Source organism: Bradyrhizobium sp. USDA 4461 (assembly GCF_054055655.1).
This window is the reverse complement of the sequence record NZ_JBSRXM010000001.1, coordinates 1,087,740-1,107,596: the sequence shown is the minus strand read 5'-3', so window position 1 is coordinate 1,107,596 and position 19,857 is coordinate 1,087,740. Positions and strand designations below refer to the sequence as shown.

At 65.6% G+C, this 19,857-nt stretch carries 16 protein-coding genes; 10 read left to right on the top strand and 6 right to left on the bottom strand.

Features of this window, described 5'->3' with window-relative positions; all coding sequences use genetic code 11:
• Window positions 1-174: 174 nt before the first annotated feature.
• Entirely contained in the window at window positions 175-1,674 is a 1,500-nt protein-coding gene (locus ACVINW_RS05285) for a hypothetical protein (protein WP_456750323.1), read from the bottom strand.
• Between the two features lie 400 nt (window positions 1,675-2,074).
• Between ACVINW_RS05285 and ACVINW_RS05280 the strand changes: the two genes are divergently transcribed.
• Complete coding sequence (locus tag ACVINW_RS05280; RefSeq protein ID WP_456750322.1) at window positions 2,075-2,749, top strand: TetR/AcrR family transcriptional regulator; 675 nt, start codon at window positions 2,075-2,077, stop codon at window positions 2,747-2,749.
• A gap of 84 nt (window positions 2,750-2,833) precedes the next feature.
• A complete protein-coding gene (locus tag ACVINW_RS05275) occupies window positions 2,834-3,262 on the top strand; it encodes an OsmC family protein (RefSeq protein WP_128971061.1) in 429 nt (142 codons plus the stop codon).
• A gap of 25 nt (window positions 3,263-3,287) precedes the next feature.
• Here the strand turns inward: ACVINW_RS05275 and pyk are convergent, their stop codons facing one another.
• On the bottom strand, window positions 3,288-4,724 hold the full coding sequence (pyk, locus tag ACVINW_RS05270; RefSeq protein ID WP_456750321.1) for a pyruvate kinase: 1,437 nt from the start codon (window positions 4,722-4,724) through the stop codon (window positions 3,288-3,290).
• Window positions 4,721-5,329, bottom strand: a complete 609-nt coding sequence (locus ACVINW_RS05265) for a DUF1036 domain-containing protein (protein ID WP_456750320.1) — start codon at window positions 5,327-5,329, stop codon at window positions 4,721-4,723. The genes pyk and ACVINW_RS05265 overlap by 4 nt, the downstream gene beginning before the upstream one ends.
• A 197-nt stretch (window positions 5,330-5,526) precedes the next feature.
• On the opposite strand from ACVINW_RS05265, the gene ACVINW_RS05260 reads away from it, so the two are divergent.
• From ACVINW_RS05260 to ACVINW_RS05250, 3 genes are all read left to right on the top strand, one after another.
• Complete coding sequence (locus ACVINW_RS05260; protein WP_456750319.1) at window positions 5,527-5,829, top strand: DUF1244 domain-containing protein; 303 nt, start codon at window positions 5,527-5,529, stop codon at window positions 5,827-5,829.
• A gap of 270 nt (window positions 5,830-6,099) precedes the next feature.
• Window positions 6,100-6,372, top strand: coding sequence for a DUF2312 domain-containing protein (locus ACVINW_RS05255; protein WP_212016808.1), 273 nt, complete (start codon window positions 6,100-6,102; stop codon window positions 6,370-6,372).
• Between the two features lie 105 nt (window positions 6,373-6,477).
• On the top strand, window positions 6,478-8,244 hold the full coding sequence (locus ACVINW_RS05250; protein WP_456750318.1) for an adenylate/guanylate cyclase domain-containing protein: 1,767 nt from the start codon (window positions 6,478-6,480) through the stop codon (window positions 8,242-8,244).
• Between the two features lie 30 nt (window positions 8,245-8,274).
• Here ACVINW_RS05250 and ACVINW_RS05245 read toward each other — a convergent pair whose 3' ends face one another.
• From ACVINW_RS05245 to ACVINW_RS05235, 3 genes are all read right to left on the bottom strand, one after another.
• Window positions 8,275-9,882: a DUF882 domain-containing protein gene (locus ACVINW_RS05245; RefSeq protein WP_456750317.1), complete on the bottom strand. Its 1,608-nt coding sequence runs from the start codon at window positions 9,880-9,882 to the stop codon at window positions 8,275-8,277.
• Between the two features lie 264 nt (window positions 9,883-10,146).
• Window positions 10,147-12,477: a L,D-transpeptidase scaffold domain-containing protein gene (locus ACVINW_RS05240; protein ID WP_456750316.1), complete on the bottom strand. Its 2,331-nt coding sequence runs from the start codon at window positions 12,475-12,477 to the stop codon at window positions 10,147-10,149.
• A 315-nt stretch (window positions 12,478-12,792) separates the two neighbouring features.
• Window positions 12,793-14,283, bottom strand: coding sequence for a sigma-54-dependent transcriptional regulator (locus ACVINW_RS05235; RefSeq protein ID WP_456750315.1), 1,491 nt, complete (start codon window positions 14,281-14,283; stop codon window positions 12,793-12,795).
• Between the two features lie 142 nt (window positions 14,284-14,425).
• On the opposite strand from ACVINW_RS05235, the gene ACVINW_RS05230 reads away from it, so the two are divergent.
• From ACVINW_RS05230 to ACVINW_RS05210, 5 genes are all read left to right on the top strand, one after another.
• On the top strand, window positions 14,426-16,342 hold the full coding sequence (locus ACVINW_RS05230; protein ID WP_456750314.1) for a M3 family oligoendopeptidase: 1,917 nt from the start codon (window positions 14,426-14,428) through the stop codon (window positions 16,340-16,342).
• A gap of 260 nt (window positions 16,343-16,602) precedes the next feature.
• Complete coding sequence (locus ACVINW_RS05225) at window positions 16,603-16,755, top strand: aa3-type cytochrome c oxidase subunit IV (RefSeq protein ID WP_456750313.1); 153 nt, start codon at window positions 16,603-16,605, stop codon at window positions 16,753-16,755.
• A 145-nt stretch (window positions 16,756-16,900) separates the two neighbouring features.
• On the top strand, window positions 16,901-18,025 hold the full coding sequence (locus tag ACVINW_RS05220) for a Re/Si-specific NAD(P)(+) transhydrogenase subunit alpha (protein WP_456750312.1): 1,125 nt from the start codon (window positions 16,901-16,903) through the stop codon (window positions 18,023-18,025).
• A gap of 11 nt (window positions 18,026-18,036) precedes the next feature.
• Complete coding sequence (locus ACVINW_RS05215) at window positions 18,037-18,354, top strand: proton-translocating transhydrogenase family protein (RefSeq protein ID WP_016841609.1); 318 nt, start codon at window positions 18,037-18,039, stop codon at window positions 18,352-18,354.
• Between the two features lie 43 nt (window positions 18,355-18,397).
• Entirely contained in the window at window positions 18,398-19,798 is a 1,401-nt protein-coding gene (locus ACVINW_RS05210; protein WP_456750311.1) for an NAD(P)(+) transhydrogenase (Re/Si-specific) subunit beta, read from the top strand.
• Window positions 19,799-19,857 lie beyond the last annotated feature (59 nt).

Sequence of the window (19,857 nt, the reverse complement as noted above, 5' to 3'; positions counted from 1 at the left end):
GCACCTTGGGTGCGCGTTCCGCGCCTTAATCCGTCATCCTGAGGAGGCGCGAAGCGCCGTCTCGAAGGATCGACGGCCCGACTGGTGGCCGATACATCCTTCGAGGCTCGCTCCGCTCGCACCTCAGGATGACGGGACGAGTGGAGCTGCGATTCTTGCGCGGAATAGGATGGCCTACTTCGACCCCTCAGCCGTCGGCGCGGCGCCCGCCCTCTCATCCAATCGCACATGGATGACGGCAACGTCATCCTTGTAGAGCTGCTTCCAGCCCTTGAGGTGATCCAGCGCGTTGCCGGCCGGCGAGTCCGCGCTCAGCAGCGTAGCGTCGATGCGGTATTTGTCGAGCAGGGCCAGCAGCCGCCCGACGTCGCGGGCATCGAGCGCATCGTAATAGTCGAGCACGAATTGCTCGCCATAGAGCTCGGCGCGGCCGTCGATGAACACCTTCATGTCGCGGCTCACCATGTAGCCGCCGAACGGCGCGGTGCTGAACACGCGCTCTGCCTTGTGCTGCTGCAGCACGTCGACCGCGGCGACCGGCGAGAACATCGGCAGGAACTTGAACTGATGCTGCGCGACGAACATCGTCGTCGTCACCCACGCGCCGATCACCATCGCGACCGCAGCCAGGATCATGACGATTGGGAGGGAGCGGGTTTCCTCGAAGCGGGAGGTGGGAGCGCCTGCCGTTCCCCATTGTTCTGATATCGGCTTGGCGAGCACCAATGGCGCGATGAACGCGAACACCTCGATGTTGCGGACATGGCTCAGCGCCATCCAGATCAGTCCGAGCAGCAGCAGGATCCGGGGCACCGACAGCGTCAGCCTGCGATAGCAGATCAGGCCGATCAGGCCGAGCAGCGTGGCCTCGAAGAAGCTGGGCTTGCTGAAATCCGCGGGCTTCCATTCGCCGATCAGCGTCAGCAGCTTGCCGAGGCTGAGGATCTTGGTTGCGCCCAGCACGCTGTTCCAGCCATAGGGCGTCACACAGCTTGCGGCGAGCGCTGCGACGCCGAACAGTGCCCATCGCATGATGAGCTGACGGCGGCGGCTCGGCTCCGCATTCCAGATAGCCTCCAGTCCGATCGGTCCGATCAGCGCCAGGCCGAGAACGAAGCCGCCGTGCAGATTGGCCCACAGCGTCATTAGCGGCAGCAGCCACCATGACGGGAAGGTGCGGCGATCTGCGGCCACGAGCAGGCCGCCGATAAACGCCAGCAATACCGGCAGCGCCAGCATGTGCGGCCGCGCCAGGAAATGGATCGTCGACAACAATAGCGCCAGCGCCGCGATCAGCAATGCGCGCGCCGGATCGAAATACGGGCTCAGCAGATGCAGGAAGACCGCGACTGTCACGCCGATCGCGATCGAGGTCAGGATCACCGGCCCGGCCCAATCGCCGCCATACACGAGGGCGTAGGCCACCTGCGACAGCCACGAGCTCGAAATCCACGGCTCGCCGAAACGGGTGAATGAAAACACGTCCGACGTCGGCATCGCGCCGTGGTCGAGGATCCACTGACCGACCTTGATCTGCCACATCGTGTCGGTGTCGCGCAGCTGGATCTCGCCGGCCGAGAGATAGAACAGATAGGCGCCCACTGCAGCGCAGAGCGGCAGCAATCCGCGCGTCGCAGTGCGGCTGGTCACGCTGCTGGTGATGGAGAGTGACATGCGCTTTCTGGTTTCGGCCGGAGATATCAACGCCACGTGTGACGCTTCGCGCGCACTCGACCACGGCTTCCGATAAATTCGGGTAAATGCGGCCGCGATATCGCGGGGCCGCCGCGAGACCGGACGGCTCGACGTCGAGCGATCTGGTTAGCTGGCGATTCACCATCGCAAACCTGTCGTCCGGCCCCGGCCGACCGGCGCTTGCTCGGGCCTCGGCGCCCTGGCTCAATCGGAGGTGGAACAGGGGCGTCGCAAATTCCTTACAATTCCAGCTTGTCATTCGGCCTGAATAGTTGTTCACTTCTTCAGGCGATTGCGGGATCAATCGTACAAAACATTGAAGTCGCGTGTGTTCTGCCGGTGGGCGCCGGCCGGGACGCACGATGGGGGACGGAACGCCATGGTCTATCGGCGAACTCATCAGGTTGTGAAACGGCTGGCTGCCCGACGCAGCGCCATCCTGTCGGCTGCGCGTGACGCGGCGGCGGCGGGCGGCATGGCGGCGGTCCAGATCGCACCGGTCGCGGTGCGGGCCAATGTCGCGGCTGGCACCGTCTATCGCTACTTCCCGTCCAAGGCCGAGCTGATCTCGGAACTGATCACGGAAGTCTCGCGCGACGAATTGACGGCGATCCGGCGCGCCGCCGATGCCGCGCCGGGGCCGTCGTCGGCGCTGGCCGCCGCGGTGACGACGATTGCCGTCCACGTGCTGTCGCAGCGCAAGCTCGCCTGGGGCATCCTGGCCGAGCCTGTCGATGTCGACGTCACCGCCTCGCGCCTTGCCAGCCGCCGCGACATCTCCGGCGAGCTTGCCAGCCGCATCGATGCCGCCGTGCGCGCCGGTCATCTGCCGGCGCAGGATACCGCGCTTGCCGCCACCGCCTTGCTCGGCGCGCTGCATGAGGCGCTGGTCGGCCCGCTGGCACCAAGCAATCTCGACGACCCGATCAAGCTGCGCGATGCGGTGCAGACCGTGACGCTGCTCGCATTGCGCGCGGTCGGCGTGATGGACGCGCGTGCCCGCGGCCTCGTGGTGCAGGCGACTACGCCAGCAAAGGCGCTGGTCGGCGCTTAGCGGTCGAGCGCGCGGCGAACGCTTCCGTCGCATTGGCGTTGTAGCTTTGCGGGCTGGGTTCAACCCATCTCAGGGAGCTACAACATGACGACGACCCATGGCTCGGCCAAATGGCAGGGCGGCATCAAGGATGGCAAGGGCGCGATCTCGACCAAGAGCGGCGCGCTTGCGGATTATCCCTATGGCTTTGCCAGCCGCTTCGAGGGCAAGCCTGGCTCAAATCCCGAAGAGCTGATCGGCGCGGCGCATGCCGCCTGCTTCACGATGGCGCTGTCGCTGATCCTCGGCGAAGCCAAGCTCACCGCCGAACACATGGAGACCAAGGCCGACGTGACGCTGGAGAAGGTCGCCGACGGCTTTGCGATCACCGCGGTGCACCTGACGCTGTCGGCGAAGATCCCGGGCGCCGACAATGCCGCGTTCCAGGAACTGGCGGGCAAGGCCAAGGCCGGATGCCCGGTGTCGAAATTGCTCAACACCAAGATCACGCTCGACGCGTCGTTGCAGGGCTGATCGCCTGAGCCGGATGGCCTGATCGTCAGGCCTGCGCGTCGCCGTTCGGGCCGACCGAGGCGATGCGCAGCATGTTGGTGGTGCCGGGCGCGCGCAGCGGCACGCCGGCGACGATGATGACGCGCTGGCCGGCCCTGGCGAAGCCGTCGCGGAAGGCAATCGAGCCGGCGCGGTCGACCATGTCGTCGAGATCGTGCGCGTCCTCGGCGACCACGCAATGCACGCCCCACACGACGGCCAGCTTGCGACCGGTGACGAGGTTCGGCGTGATCGCGACCACCGGCACCTTCGGGCGCTCGCGCGCCACCCGGATCGCGGTCGAACCCGACGACGTCCAGCAGATGATCGCCGACAGGTCCAGCGTCTCGGCGATCTGCCGCGCGGCATCGGCGATGGCGTCGCCCACCGTCGGCTCCGGATCGGCGCGCTGCGCGTTGAGCACGCCGCGATAGGTCGGGTCGCGCTCCACTTCCTCGCCGATGCGATTCATGGTCGAGACCGCTTCCACGGGGAATTTGCCGGCAGCGGATTCCGCCGACAGCATAATGGCATCGGCGCCTTCGTACACGGCGGTGGCGACGTCGGAGACTTCGGCACGGGTCGGCACCGGGGCCTGGATCATCGACTCCAGCATCTGGGTCGCGACCACCACCGGCTTGCCGGCGCGGCGCGCCATTCTGGTCATCTGCTTCTGCAGGCTCGGCACCCGCTCCAGCGGCAGCTCGACGCCGAGATCGCCGCGCGCCACCATCAGCGCATCCGATGCTTCGATGATGTCGGCGAGGCGGTCGATCGCCTGCGGCTTCTCGATCTTGGCCATCACGGCGGCGCGGCCGCGGATCATCTTCTTGGCCTCGAGCACGTCCTCGGCCCGCTGCACAAAGGACAGCGCAACCCAGTCGATCCCCTCGGGCAGCGCGGCTTCGAGATCGGCGCGGTCCTTCGGGGTCATCGCCGAGACCGGCAGGTCGGTGTCGGGCAGGCTGACGCCCTTGCGGTCCGACATCTTGCCGCCGATCACCACGCGCGTCACCGCGCGGTCGGGCGAGGTCTCCTCGGCGATCAGCCGCACCTTGCCGTCGTCGAGCAGCAGCGCGTGGCCGGGCCGCAGCGCCGCGAGGATCTCCGGATGCGGAAGCTGGACGCGGCTGTTGTCGCCGGGCGTCTTGTCGGAATCCAGAGTGAAGCTCTGGCCGTTCTTGAGCTGGGTCGAGCCCTCGGCGAAGGCGCCGAGCCGCAGCTTCGGGCCCTGCAGGTCGACCAGGATGCCGATCGGCCGGCCGTAGCTCGATTCGACATTGCGGATGGTCTTGACCAGCTCCCGCATCTTGTCATGCGGGGTATGGCTCATGTTGATGCGGAACACGTCGGCGCCCGCCTCGAACAGCTTGCGGATCATCGCGCTGTCTGAGGAGGCCGGGCCGAGCGTTGCGAGGATCTTGATTCGGCGCAGTCGTCTCATGGTTTGTTTCCGGGCGTTGCGGCTGGCGGCAGACCAGACGCGCCCGGAGGCGCTGCGCCCGGCGGCGGGTTGGGCAGGCCCGGCATCGCGCCGGGGCTTCCCGGGGCCACGCCGCCCGGCATTCCCGGTACTTTCTGCGGCTGTTGTTCGTTGGCTTCGGTCAGTTGGACGGTCCATGCACGCTGCTCGCCGGTGTCGACCTCGAAGAAGCCGGTGCGGTCAAAACCGCGGGCTAGGCAATTCTCGGTACCCTTGATGGTGAATTCCTTGTCGCGCGAGCACATGAAGGCCTGGCCGGACCATTCGCCGCCGCGATCGTAGTCAAGAGCGTAGATGTAGTAGTAGCGCGCGACAAGGTTGCCGCGCAGCAGGGTCTCGCAGGTCCGCGACGACACGTTCCACCAGCCTTCGGTGGTCCAGCCCTCGGCGTCCTTGTAGCCGAGCGCGATCCCGACCCGGCTCGAGGTATTGTTGCAGAGCCGGAAATCGGCCGCGGCCGGGCTCGTCCACAGGCATGCCGCGACGAGCGTCAGCACCGGCAGGAGGCCGGCGAGCGTCAGTCGGATGGCGCGGGGAGCTGAGGCGAGAGAATCTATTGGGCTCATGCGGCGAGGCTATATCAAATCATTGACGATTTCGCGTGCCCGGCAGGCACTGTCAACGGGCGGGCGCCCGTCTCCCACGCTGGGGGACCGTGGCAAGTATGGCCTGACAGGCCCGTATTGCGCGCGGATATGGCAAAATCTGTGACAATTCCCACCTGATATCAATATGGTGAACGCCATTCACCGGGATCACGATCATGAGCATTGACGACAAAACCAGAACAGAACTAGAGGCCGCGGTGTTCCGGCGGCTCGTCGATCATCTGCGCAACCGGACCGATGTGCAGAACATCGACCTGATGAACTTGGCCGGCTTCTGCCGCAATTGCCTGTCCAATTGGATGAAGGAAGAGGCCGACGCCAAGGGTGTTGCGGTGAGCAAGGACGAGAGCCGCGAGGCGGTCTACGGCATGCCCTACGAGGAATGGAAGGCCAGATATCAGGGCAGCGCCACACCGGAGCAGCTTGCGACGATGAAGAAGGCCCAAGGCGGGCATTAGCCGACGGTGTCGTTCCGGGATGGTGCGCTAGCACCAGACCCGGAATCTCGAGATTCTCGGTGCGCAACTGCGCACCTGAGGGTTCGATGCTGCCGCATCGCCCCGCAATGACAATTGTTCCGTGGTCGCCCGCATCTCCTGTGGGCGCGCTGTGGATGAGCGCGATGTTTCCTTGACGGAACGCGCGCCAAAATCGAGGGTCGCCCGCAGCAAGCGGTGCGCGTGGCGCGTATTCGCGCGACCTTTCAAATGCCATTTCAGGAGTACGCGATGGCCACCGCATCTGCCGCCGTTCAGGACGAGCCCGCAACGCGTTTTGCCAAGGACCAGCTCAGGTCCATCATCGAGCGCATCGAGCGGCTGGAAGAAGAAAAGAAGACCATCTCGGACGACATCCGCGACGTCTATGCGGAGGCCAAGGGCAACGGCTTCGACGTCAAGGCGCTGCGCACCATCGTGCGCCTGCGCAAGCAGGATGCCAATGAGCGCCAGGAGCAGGAAACCATCCTGGAGACCTATATGCAGGCGCTCGGGATGCTCTGAGGCCGGCAGGCGGCCCAAGCTACCCCTTCCGGGCCGCTGTCGAGGCTTGGGTGACATCGCGGGATTTGCTAGACTGCGCGCGAGGTACCCAGGCAGATCGTTGACATGGACGTGCCAGGACCAGAGCGCCGGCTCGCTGCGGTCCTCGCCGCCGACATGGTCGGCTTTAGCCGCCTCATGGAGGCTGACGAGACGGGCACCCTTGCGCGTCTGAAGACCCATCGGATCGAGCTGATCGATCCGGCCATTTCCAAAAATCGCGGCCGCATCATCAAGACCACGGGCGACGGCTTGCTGGTCGAATTCCACAGCGTCGTCGACGCGGTGCTGTGCGCGGCCGAGGTGCAGCGCCGGATGGCCAAGCGCAACGCCGATGTCGCGCCGCCGCGGTGGATGCAGTTTCGCATCGGCATCAATCTCGGCGATGTGATCGTCGACGGCGCCGATATCTTCGGCGACGGCGTCAATGTCGCCTCCCGCCTGGAGACGTTGGCCGAACCCGGCGGCATCTGCATTTCCGGCGCGGTCCGCGATCAGGTCGGCGATCGCCTCGAAGACCTCAGCTTCGAGGATCTCGGCGATCAGACCGTCAAGAACATTGCGCGCCCGATCCGGGTCTTCCGCATCCACCTCGGAACGGAGCCCGGCAGCGCTTTCGAGCCGGTGAAGAGCGCAACAGCGACCTCCGTCGTCGCCAAGAAGCCTTCGATCGCGGTGCTGCCGCTCGCCAACATGAGCGGCGATCCCGAGCAGGAGTTCTTCGCCGACGGTCTTACCGAGGACATCATCACCGAGCTGTCCCGCTTCCACGATCTGCTGGTGATCTCGCGCAACTCGACCTTCGTGTACAAGGGCAAGGCCGTGAAGGTGCAGGACGTCGCGAAGGAATTCGCGGTCGACTACGTGCTGGAGGGCAGCGTGCGCAAGGCCGGCGGCCGGATCCGGGTCACGGTGCAGCTGATCGATGCCGAGGCCGACCGGCACGTCTGGGCCGAGCGCTATGACCGCGAGCTTGCCGATATCTTCGCGATCCAGGACGAGATGACACGCGCGATCGTGGCGATCTTGCCGGGGCGGGTCGAGGCCGCCGCGCATGACCGCGTCAAGCGCAAGCCGACCGACAACATGGCCGCCTATGAGTGCGTGCTCGCCGCCAAGGTGCTGCATCACCGCTCGGCCCGGGACGACAATATGGAGGCGCAGCGGTTGCTGGAGCGCGCCATCGTGCTCGATCCCAACTATGCCCACGCCCACGCCTGGCGCGCCTGCGTGCTCGGGCAGACCTGGGTCTACAATTGGTGCGAAGACCGCGACGCGACCTTCGCGCAGGTGGCCGGCGAGCTCGAGATCGCGCTCAAGCTCGATGACAATGACAGCGACGTGCACCGGATCCTCGCCGCGCTGAACCTCAACCGCGACGACCATGACAAGGCAACGTTCCATCAGGAGCGCGCGCTCGCGCTCAATCCGAACTACGACCTCGTCGTCGTGCAGCAGGGCGAGTTGCTGACCTGGCTCGGGCGGCCGGAGGAGGGCATCGACTGGATCAAGCGGGCGATGCGGCTCAATCCGTTCCATCCGGAGCGGTTCTGGAGCCATCTCGGCCGGGCCTGCTATTGCGCCGAGAAGTACGCCGACGCCGCCGAGGCGTTCTCGCGGATCACGCGGCCCGATCACACCCACCACGCCTTCCTGGCGGCGACCCTCGCGCAGATGGGCAATTCGGTTGCGGCCTCGGCGCATGCCGCCGAGGTGCTGAAGCGCGAGCCGACTTTCTCGGTCGCCGCGCATCTTTCAACCCAGCACTACAAACGCGAGCCCGACCGGGCGCGCTACGAGGCCGGCCTGCTCAAGGCAGGGCTGCCGGCCTGACCGGCTTGATCAAGGGCGTTTCCGGAAAAGTCAGCGCAGCGAGGCGGTGCGCAGCACGAAGGACTGGGTCGTCAGGAGCGCGGTGGCCGAGCCCGAGAACCGGTCGCAGGTCATGCCCATCATCGGATCTTCCGAGAAAGTCATGGTGACGGAGGCCTGCGGCTTCACGAAGTGAGTCCGCATCGCGCTCATGTCGGTGTCGCCGAGCACCGTGGTCAGCATGCCGGTGCTGGCGCTCGGCGCCAGCATCACGACGCGCATCCAGATGTCGTTGCCCTTGGCGGCCGAGATGCGCGCCGACGTGGTGATCACGCCCGGTGTGCCCTTGGCAACGACGGTGTTGATTTCGGTGGCCGGCGCCGCCGCGTTGCGGGTCGGGCGCACATTGCGCGGGATCGGCGCCGTTGCCGCGACGATGTTGGCGCGATCCACCGGCGAGGACACAGCCGGCGCATAGGCCAGCGCCTTGTTGAAGTTCTCGCTCGCGCTGGCGGTGGTCTGCGGATCGGCAGTGCCGCCAACCGCTTCACGAGCCTTCAGTGCGGCGATCTGCGCGTCCGACGCCTGTTTCGGCGCGGCATCGTCACCCCAGAAGCCGCGGGCATTGATGATATCGGCGGGCGATTGCGGCGCGGTGTTCTCGGCGGTCTGAACCACCTGCACGGCCGGCTTGGCCTTCGGCATCGGGACGATCTGCGCGTCGGCGGCGGCGAGCTGGATCGCGGCGGCGAACTGCTGCGGCTTGGCGCGCGGCAGCGGAATCGGATCGGCGGATTTGGTGTCGGCAGGTTTGGCGGGTGCTGCGGCGGCAACCACGGTATTGGCGGTGGGCTTGTCGTTCACGGCAGCCCCGCCCTCGTCTTCATCGTCGCCCGACTTGCCCGCGCCGAACAGCTTCGCGAACAGGGTCGGCTTGCTGATTGTGGCCGCATCGTCGCCATTGCCGCGGCGCTCAATGTCGGCCTTGGCGAGTTCATAGCCCTTCAGCGGCGTGCCGTCGGTCGGGATATGGACGGTGCGGCCGTCAGGGAACACCTTGACCAGCTGATCGTGGGTCATGCGCGGCCAGTGGCGAATGCCGCCGGTGTCGAGATGCACGAACGGCGAGCCGGAGGTCGGATAGAAGCCGACGCCGCCGCGCTGCAGGCGCAGGCCGGCGTAGCGGATCTGCTCCAGCGGAACGCCCGGAATGAAGAAGTCCATCGCATGCCCCAGCATGTGCTGGCTGTGGCGCGCAACGCCTGAGGAGCGGCGCCGGAGCATGGCATTGGTGGCGGGGGCGCGATAGGCGGAGACGATCTGGATCGGCTGCTTGCCGCCGACGTCGTTGTAGACCTCCCAGAGGATATCGAAGAGGTGACGGTCCATCACCGTCTCGTCCTGGGAGCGCCAGTCGCGCAGGAAATGATTGAGCTGCTTCAGCGCGGCTTCGTCGTAACGGCCGTCGCGCTTGAAGGTGATGGTGAGGTCTTCGTTGGAGTGGGTGTGGTGGAACGAGAGGGTGCGGGTCTGGTTCAGGGCCGTCGCATCGTGCACGGATCCGGCGCCCGCCAACAGCAACAGCGCGGTCAGGCCGACTTGGTACCCGGCCTTAGGCAGCGATAGCGGATTGTAGCGGCGTGCGAAAACAGCCAGCACTATGAGCCCACCCAGTCGACGAGCGTTCGGTCGGCATCTTCGCAGACCCCCTGCGGAAGACGGTGAACGCTTTCTTAAAGCGGGAGGGTTAACCGAGGTTTACCGACCCGCCCCCAAGTTAGGCTTAACTAACTGGGGGAGTGTGGCAAAAGATAGCCCTGCTCCCCGGCGGGCACCGGAAATGGTTAACGTAAACGATCTCGCTTTTTGGGCGAGATCGTTGATTTTGCTTCAAAATTTAGGCCAATCGGGCGAAGAGGCAGATCAGCGGGTGATCACCCGGCGCTGCTGCTGGGCCTGGCCGCGGCGGGCCGGCTGCGGCTCCGGCTGTCCGAATCCTCCGAACAGGCGCTCGAAGAAATTCGGTCCGGACGAACCAAAGCCGCTGTTGTCGCCGGCGACATTGACGCCTGCGGGCAGGCTGCTGCTCGGCGGGCGCGAATAGCTCGGCTGGGCGTGCGCCACCACCGTTTCGAGATCCTTGCCGCGGCTGTTCTTGAGCAGCGAGAGCATGGTGGCGTCGCGGCCGTAGATGTCCCTGCGGATTTGCAGCTTGCCGGCATCATCGACGAACGCGGTCTGGTAGGTGATGTTGACCGGGATCGGCGTCGGGAATTTCAGATCGACTTCGGTCGAGCCGTACATGCTGCGGATCCGCTCCGGCGTGTAATGCTGGTTCGGCTCGGTGATGTTGAGCAGCACGGACGCGTACTGATCCGGATTCTGCACGCGCATGCAGCCGTGGCTGTAGGCGCGCTCTTCCTTCGCGAACAAATACTTGTCCGGCGTGTCGTGCTGATAGACCAGGAACTTGTTCGGGAAGTTGAAGCGGATGCGGCCGAGCGCGTTGGCTTCACCGGGCGGCTGCGAGATATGGATCGAGCCGTCGCGGTTGCGCTCGAGCTTGAGGCCCATACGCTGCAACACCGTCGGATCCTGCTGCAAGGCCGGCAGATACTCGTTGTAGATGATCGACGGCGGCACGTTCCAGGTCGGGTTGACCGTGATGTATTTCATCGTCTCGGTCAAAAGCGGCGTGGCATGCTGGCCGGGCTTGCCGGTGACGACACGCGTGGTCCAGACCTGCGCGCCGTTCTGCATCACCTTCAGCGTGTAGTCGGGGATGTTGAGGATCACATAGGCGTTGCCGACACTGGCCGCGCCGAGTTGGCGCGGCAGCCAGCGCCAGCGTTCCATGTTGACGAGCACGGTATCGATCTGGCGATCGCGCTTGGGATTGTTCAGCGCCTTGACCGTGCGCTCGTCGAGCACACCAGTCGGCTTGAGGTCGACGCTGCTCTGGAATTTCTCGACGGCGCGCGCAACCGTCGCATCATACTTGGTGCTGTTGGCATCCTCGGTGATGCCGAGCTTGTTGCGCAGGTCCGGCACCCGCGGATCGTCCATCTCGACCGCGGCCTGCTTCTTGCGCGCCGGCACGTATTTCAACGTCGGGCCGTCGGCGATCGTGATAACAGGGCCGTCGCCCTGGCCGCGCAGCTCGGCGAGCTTCTTCTTCAGCTCCTTGTAGAGCTTCTGCGGCGGGTTGTAGCCGTCGAGCGCGGCCGAGGCGTCCTTGGCGGAGGTCACGTTCGCGAACACTTCCGCCGGATCGGTCGGATGCTCCGGATACAGGATGTCGGCCGACACCTGCGACCAGTGCATGCGACCGCTCTGCGCCTGGCGCGCATAGTCCAGCATGCTGGCGGCAAGCTTCAGCTCGGCATCCGCCAGCGCGTCCGGCGTGGTCGCCGCGGCGAAATCCGGCACCGGATAGTCTGATGCATCGAGGCCGTCGGCGGCGGCATCCTTCAGGCGGGCGATGACGCCCTTGCCGGTGTCGGTGAGCTTGCCGGCCTTGGTGAACACGGGCGCGTAGTCGCGCGCCGAATAGAACTTCTCGGCAGCGGCGCGCTCGTTCTTGCGGTCGAAGGTCCGCAGCGTCTTGCTGGCGAGTTGCTCGCGCAGCCTATCGGCGACCGGCTGATCTTCGGAGGCGACATTGCTCGCGGCCTTCGCGGGCTCGGCAGCCGGAGCTGCGGCCGTCGCGGGCGCAGGAGCTGCGGCGGGCGCGGTGGCCGTTGCCGGCGCCGGGCTCGCGGACGGCGCGGTTGCGGTGGCCGGCGCGGGCGGAGTTGCAGATGGCGCGACCGCGGTGTCGGCCTTCGGTGCGTCCGCCTTCGTCGCGTCAGCAGGCTTCGTCGCGACATCGGCGGGCTTCGGTTCGACGGCCTTCGCCGTGGCCGACTCCGCCGGCTTTGCATCGGCAGGCTTTGTATCGGCTGGCTTTGTATCGGCTGGCTTTGTATCGGCGGGCTTGGCCTCGGTGGCCTGCACGTCGGAGGGCTTCACGTCGGCCGGTTTGGCGGCGTCGGGCAGCGCGGCGGTGGTGTCGGCCTTGAAATCGCTCGCGGTGGGCGGTGGGACATTGGCGGGCTCGGGACGGGGGATCGCGGCGTCGATCGCGAGTTCCGAGGTGCTGGAGCGGGGCGTGTCCTGCGCGAAGGCCGAGGTCGCGGACACCGTGAGGAAGGTTGCCGCGACGGCCGTCAATACGCGGTCAAATCCCCGACGGTTGTTCGAACAGTCACGCATTGTCACACCCCCTGGGTGGAACTGCCCTGGTCAAACTGGAACAGTTCAAATCAGTATTGTTTCATAGCTTGCGCGAAAGCGCCGGCTTCTCGATCGACTCGCACGCCTGCACGCAACGAACGCAGACGATACATTTGCCCCTCTTATGCAGCCAGCGCCATGCGGGGCAACTCACGACAAACTGACCTCGAAGCAACTGATTTCGCTCGGGCCGTGCGTTTTTGCCACGCGGCACAGCCTTTGTCTGTCACCGCCACGACACGGTTCAAAAGGTTCCCTGGTATTGTCGGGTCGGCCCCAAGGCCGAAGCGGCGTCTAGCCGGCGTCGCTTGCGCGCGTGCCGGCCGCGGCTTCGTCGAGCTTGCGGTAGAGCGTCGAGCGGCCGATCTTGAGGCGGCGCGCGACCTCCGACATCTGTCCGCGATAATGCGAAATCGCGAAGCGGATGATCTCGTTCTCGAGATCTTCTAGCGGGCGCACCTCGCCCGCGGCATTGAGCATCGTCAAGCCGCCCGCGGTGGGGAGGACGGTCGGTGCCGGTATCTCGTTACCAGATATCATGGCGGGCGCCGTGGACGGCGACACCACCAGCGGCTCGGCCTGCAACGATTTGCCGTCCGGCGCCGGATGCGCGGACCCTTGCGGGAAATCGGCGAGGGCGAGCTGGTCGCCGTCGCTCATCACCACGGCGCGATACACCGTGTTCTCGAGCTGACGGATATTGCCCGGCCAGTCGAGCTGGGACAGATGGGCCATCGCATCTCCGCTGATGCCGGTGATGTTGCGGTTCTCCTCGGCGCAGAACCGCGCCAGGAAATGCCGCAGCAGATGCGGAATGTCCTCCCGCCGCTGCCGCAGCGCCGGGATGGTCAGCGGCAGCACGTGCAGGCGATAGAACAGGTCCTCGCGGAACTGGCCGGCCTTCACGAGATCGAGCAGCCTGCGGTTGGTCGCCGAGATGATGCGGACATCGACCTTGACCGGCTTGCGGCCGCCGACCGCCTCGACGGTCCCTTCCTGCAGCGCGCGCAGCAGTTTCACCTGCGTCGCCAGCGGCAATTCGCCGACCTCGTCGAGGAACAGCGTGCCGCCATGGGCCTCGACGAACTTGCCCTGATGGCGTTCGGTGGCGCCGGTGAAGGCGCCCTTCTCGTGGCCGAACAGGATCGATTCGACGAGATTGTCGGGGATCGCGCCGCAGTTCACCGCGACGAACGGCTTGGCCTTGCGCTCGCTGCTGCCGTGGATGGCGCGCGCGAACAGTTCCTTGCCGACGCCGGACTCGCCCTCGATCAGCACGGGAATCGTCGAGGATGCGGCCTTCTGCGCGGTGCGCAGTACGCCTGCCATCGCCTCGCTGCGGGTGATGATGTCGGAGAAGGTCAGCCGGCCCTCGCGGCTATGGCGGATGCGCTGCAATTCGCCCTTCAGCGCCGAGGCATTGAGGGCGTTGCGCAGCGAGACCTGCAGCCGCTCGAAGCCGACCGGCTTGACGACGAAATCCTGGGCACCGGCGCGCATTGCCGACACCACATTGTCGATGCCGCCATGCGCGGTCTGGACGATGACCGGGACGGTCAAACCAGCTTCACGAATCTTTGCGAGGACTCCAAGTCCGTCGAGGCCCGGCATCACGAGGTCGAGCACGACGGCGTCAATCGCCTGCGTCTCGGATGCGGTCAGGGCCGCTATCGCCGCGTCGCCACTGTCCACGACGAGGGGCTCATAGCCGCACTTCTGCACCATGTTTTCAACCAAACGACGCTGTACTGCGTCGTCATCGGCGATCAAAATGGTGGCAGCCATGGTTTTCCCCGCACGCTACGATTATTTGTCTCGAATCGGGGCACTGTCGCCGATGCCGATTAACGCACTCTTAAACGTTGCAAACCCGCTTTCATTCCGCCGCCGCCGACATCTTTCCGACTGAACCAAGGTTACGAACAAGATGACCTCGCGCTCCAAGACTGCCTCCTCCAAATCCGCTTCCAGCAAGGCCGCTCTCCGCAAGGAGGCCGCGCTGCGCAAGTCGTCGGCGCAACGCAAATCGACCGCGGCCGGCCCGGTGGCGAAAAAGGCGGCCAGCAAGACCGGCAAGCTTCCGGAATGGAATCTGGCAGATCTCTACGCCGGCATCGACGCACCGGAGGTCGCGCGCGACCTGCAGAAAATGGATGCAGATTGCGTCGCGTTTGAGACCGACTACAAGGGCAAACTGGCCGAAAATACCGGTAAGGAAGGCGGCGGAAAGTGGCTCGCCGAGGCGATCCGGCGCTATGAGGCGATCGACGACCTGGCCGGCCGTCTCGGCTCCTATGCCGGCCTGATCCATGCCGGCGACAGCGTCGATCCCGCGATTTCGAAATTCTATGGCGATATTTCCGAGCGGCTGACCGCCGCCTCGGTGCATCTCCTGTTCTTCTCGCTCGAGCTCAACCGGGTTGACGATGACGTGATCGAGCGAGCGATGGCCGAGCCGGCGCTCGGGCATTACCGGCCGTGGATCGAGGATCTGCGCAAGGACAAGCCGTACCAGCTCGAGGATCGCGTCGAGCAACTCTTCCACGAGAAGGCGCAGAGCGGCTACGCGGCCTGGAACCGGCTATTCGACCAGACCATCTCCGGCCTGCGCTTCAAGGTCGCGGGCAAGGAGCTCGCGATCGAGCCGACGCTGAACCTGCTGCAGGACAAGGCGGGCGACAAGCGCAAGGCGGCGGCGCAGGCGCTTTCCAAGACCTTCAAGGACAATGAGCGCACCTTCGCGCTGATCACCAACACGCTGGCCAAGGACAAGGAAATCTCCGACCGCTGGCGCGGCTTCCAGGACGTCGCGGATTCCCGCCATCTCAACAACCGCGTCGAGCGCGAGGTGGTCGATGCGCTGGTGGCTTCGGTGCGCGCGGCCTATCCGAAGCTGTCGCATCGCTATTACGCGCTGAAGGCCGGCTGGTTCAAAAAGAAGAAGCTGCCGCATTGGGATCGCAACGCGCCGTTGCCGTTCGCGGCGACCGGCACGATTGCCTGGCCGGAGGCGCGCAACATGGTGCTGTCGGCCTATAACGGCTTCTCGCCGAAGATGGCCGCGATCGCCGAGCGCTTTTTCGACGATCGCTGGATCGATGCGCCGGTCCGTCCCGGCAAGGCGCCCGGCGCGTTCTCGCATCCGACCACGCCGTCGGCGCATCCCTATGTGCTGATGAACTACCAGGGCAAGCCGCGCGACGTGATGACGCTGGCGCATGAGCTCGGCCATGGCGTGCATCAGGTGCTGGCGGCGAAGAACGGCGCGCTGATGGCGCCGACGCCGCTGACGCTCGCGGAGACCGCCAGCGTGTTCGGCGAGATGCTGACCTTCAAGCGGCTGCTGTCGCAGACCAAAAACGCCAAGCAGCGCCAGGCGCTGCTCGCGGGCAAGGTCGAGGACATGATCAACACCGTGGTGCGGCAGATCGCGTTCTATTCGTTCGAGCGCGCGGTGCATACCGAGCGCAAGAATGGCGAGCTCACCGCCGAGCGGATCGGCCAGCTCTGGCTCAGCGTGCAGGGCGAGAGCCTCGGGCCCGCGATCGAGATCAAGCCGGGCTACGAGACGTTCTGGATGTACATCCCGCACTTCATCCACTCGCCGTTCTATGTCTACGCCTATGCGTTCGGCGACTGCCTGGTGAACTCGCTCTATGCGGTCTACGAGCACGCCTCCGAGGGCTTCGCCGAGCGCTATCTCGACATGCTCGCCGCCGGCGGCACCAAACACTATTCCGAGCTGCTGCGGCCGTTCGGGCTCGACGCCAAGGACCCGACATTCTGGGACGGCGGCCTGTCCGTGATCGCCGGCATGATCGACGAGCTGGAGGCGATGGGCTGAGGCCCATCGGCGTTCCGCCGTACGGTCGGCCGGGCCGGGCGGGAAGGCCCTGCATTTTTTGCGCCGGGCGGTATGATCATTCCATGACAACGTCGTTTCGGGGATCAATCCTGCCCGCGCGCGAGCGGCGGACCGTCGCAGCACGACCCGGAGCGGGGACAAGTTGCGCTTCCCATCACCCGATCGGGACCGCGCCGTTGCCCTGCCAACCCGTTTGCGGTAATGGCTCGCGGAACGCGAATTTCTGACTGGGGATAGCGATGGCAGACCATAGCGAAGTGGCCTACACGACCGCCGACGGCAACGATTACGTGGCGCATGAGCAGACCTATGAAGGGTTTCTCACGCTGGTCAAATGGGGCACCATCAGCGTCGCCATCCTCCTCGCTTTGATGGCCTATTTCCTGGTCTGATCCCTGACCGGCTGACGGTGTCGCCGTCCTGCTGCGGTGCCGGAATTTCTGATCGAGCCCGGCTGCAAATACCGGGTATCCAATCTGGCGAAAATAACGCTAGTTTGAAGACGCGTGCGGCGCTTGCGCCGCCGGGGGAGGGCCCATGAAGATTGCCGTTGCCAAGGAAATCGATCCGTCCGAGCCGCGGGTTGCGGTTTCGCCCGATACGATCAAGAAGTTCAAGGCGATCGGCGCCGACGTGGCCGTCGAGCCCGGCGCGGGCGTCAAGTCGGGCCTGCCCGATTCGGAGCTGACCGCAGCCGGCGCCACCGTCTCGGCCGACGCGCTCAAGGACGCCGACATCGTCATCAAGGTGAAGCGGCCCGAAGCCTCCGAACTCTCCAAATACAAGCGCGGCGCACTGGTGATCGCGATCATGGACCCCTACGGCAACGAGGCCGCGCTGAAGGCGATGGCCGATGCCGGCGTCTCGGCGTTTGCGATGGAATTGATGCCGCGCATCACCCGCGCCCAGGTGATGGACGTGCTGTCGTCGCAGGCCAACCTCGCCGGCTACCGCGCGGTGATCGAGGGCGCCGAGGCGTTCGGCCGCGCCTTCCCGATGATGATGACCGCCGCCGGCACCGTTCCGGCCGCCAAGGTGTTCGTGATGGGCGTCGGCGTCGCCGGCCTGCAGGCGATCGCGACCGCGCGGCGACTGGGCGCCGTCGTCACCGCGACAGACGTGCGGCCCGCCACCAAGGAGCAGGTGGAGAGCCTCGGTGCGAAATTCCTCGCGGTCGAGGACGAGGAGTTCAAGAACGCGCAGACCGCGGGCGGCTACGCCAAGGAAATGTCGAAAGAGTACCAGGCCAAGCAGGCCGCGCTCACCGCCGAGCACATCAAGAAGCAGGACATCGTGATCACCACCGCGCTGATCCCGGGCCGTCCGGCGCCGAAACTGGTGTCGGGCGAGATGGTGAAATCGATGAAGCCCGGCTCGGTGCTGGTCGACCTCGCGGTCGAGCGCGGCGGCAATGTCGAGGGTGCCAAGCCCGGCGAGGTGGTCGAGACCGACGGCATCAAGATCGTCGGGTACACCAATGTCGCCGGCCGCGTCGCCGCCTCGGCCTCCAGCCTGTATGCGCGCAACCTGTTCTCGTTCATCGAGACGATGGTCGACAAGGCCAAGAAGGAGCTCGCGGTCAATTGGGACGACGAGCTGGTGAAGGCCACCGCGCTGACCAAGGACGGCGCCGTCATCCATCCCAACTTCCAGCCGAAGTAAGGAGACAAGCCATGGAGCATCTCGCGCAGGCCGTTGATCCCTTCGTGTTCCGGCTGTCGATTTTCGTCCTCGCCGTGTTCGTCGGCTATTTCGTGGTGTGGTCGGTGACCCCCGCGCTGCACACGCCGCTGATGAGCGTGACCAACGCGATCTCGTCGGTGATTGTGGTCGGCGCGCTGCTCGCGGTCGGCGTCGGCATGGTGTCGAGCGGCTCGGGCTGGGCCCGCGGCTTCGGCTTCGTCGCGCTGATCTTCGCCTGCGTGAACATCTTCGGCGGCTTCCTGGTCACCCAGCGCATGCTGGCGATGTACAAGAAGAAAGCCAAGTAAACGGCACCACCTCGGGGTGATGTAAGAATTGGGGGGACCTGAGATGAGCGCCAATCTCTCTGCACTGTTGTATCTCGTGGCGGGGGTGCTGTTCATCCTGTCGCTGCGCGGCCTGTCGAGCCCGGCGTCGTCGCGCCAGGGCAACATGTTCGGCATGATCGGCATGGCGATCGCGGTCGCCACCACGCTGGCGAGCCATCCGCCGGCCGATGGCGTGGCCTGGGTCCTGGTCATCCTCGGCATCGCGATCGGCGGCGGCATCGGTGCCGTGATCGCGCGCCGGGTGCCGATGACCTCGATGCCGGAACTCGTCGCCGCGTTCCACTCGCTGGTCGGCATGGCCGCGGTGCTGGTCGCCGCCGGCGCGTTCTATGCGCCCGAGGCGTTCGACATCGGCACGCCCGGCAATATCCATCCGCAGAGCCTGGTCGAGATGTCGCTCGGCGTCGCGATCGGCGCCCTGACCTTCACCGGCTCGGTGATCGCGTTCCTGAAGCTGTCGGCCCGGATGAGCGGCGCACCGATCATCCTGCCGTTCCGCCACGTCATCAACATCGTGCTGGCGCTGGCGCTGGTGTTCTTCATCGTCGGCCTCGTGCTGAGTGGCAGCGCGTTCGACTTCTGGATGATCACGATCCTGGCGCTGGCGCTCGGCGTCTTGATGATCATCCCGATCGGCGGCGCCGACATGCCGGTCGTGATCTCGATGCTGAACTCGTACTCCGGCTGGGCTGCCGCCGGCATCGGCTTCACGCTCGGCAATTCGGCGCTGATCATCACCGGCGCGCTGGTCGGCTCGTCGGGTGCAATCCTGTCCTACATCATGTGCCACGCGATGAACCGCTCGTTCATCTCGGTGATCCTCGGCGGCTTCGGCGGCGAAACGGCTGCGGCCGGCGGCGGCTCGGGCGAGCAGAAGCCCGCAAAACTCGGCTCGGCCGACGATGCGGCCTTCATCATGAAGAACGCCTCCAAGGTCATCATCGTGCCCGGCTACGGCATGGCGGTGGCGCAGGCCCAGCATGCGCTGCGCGAAATGGCCGACCTGCTGAAGAAGGAAGGCGTCGAGGTGAAATACGCCATTCACCCGGTCGCGGGGCGCATGCCCGGCCACATGAACGTGCTGCTGGCCGAAGCCAACGTGCCCTATGACGAGGTGTTCGAGCTCGAGGACATCAACTCGGAGTTCGCCCAGGCCGACATCGCCTTCGTGATCGGCGCCAACGACGTCACCAACCCGGCGGCGGAAGAGGACAAGACCTCGCCGATCTACGGCATGCCGGTGCTGCAGGTCTGGAAGGCCGGCACCGTGATGTTCATCAAGCGCTCGCTGGCCTCGGGCTATGCCGGCATCGACAATCCGCTGTTCTATCGCGACAACACCATGATGCTGCTCGGCGACGCCAAGAAGGTCACCGAGAACATCGTCAAGGCGATGGCCTGACGCTGATGGCGTTGAACCGGGAGTGGCATCGAGACCATCGCATGCCGCCCCGGGCCACG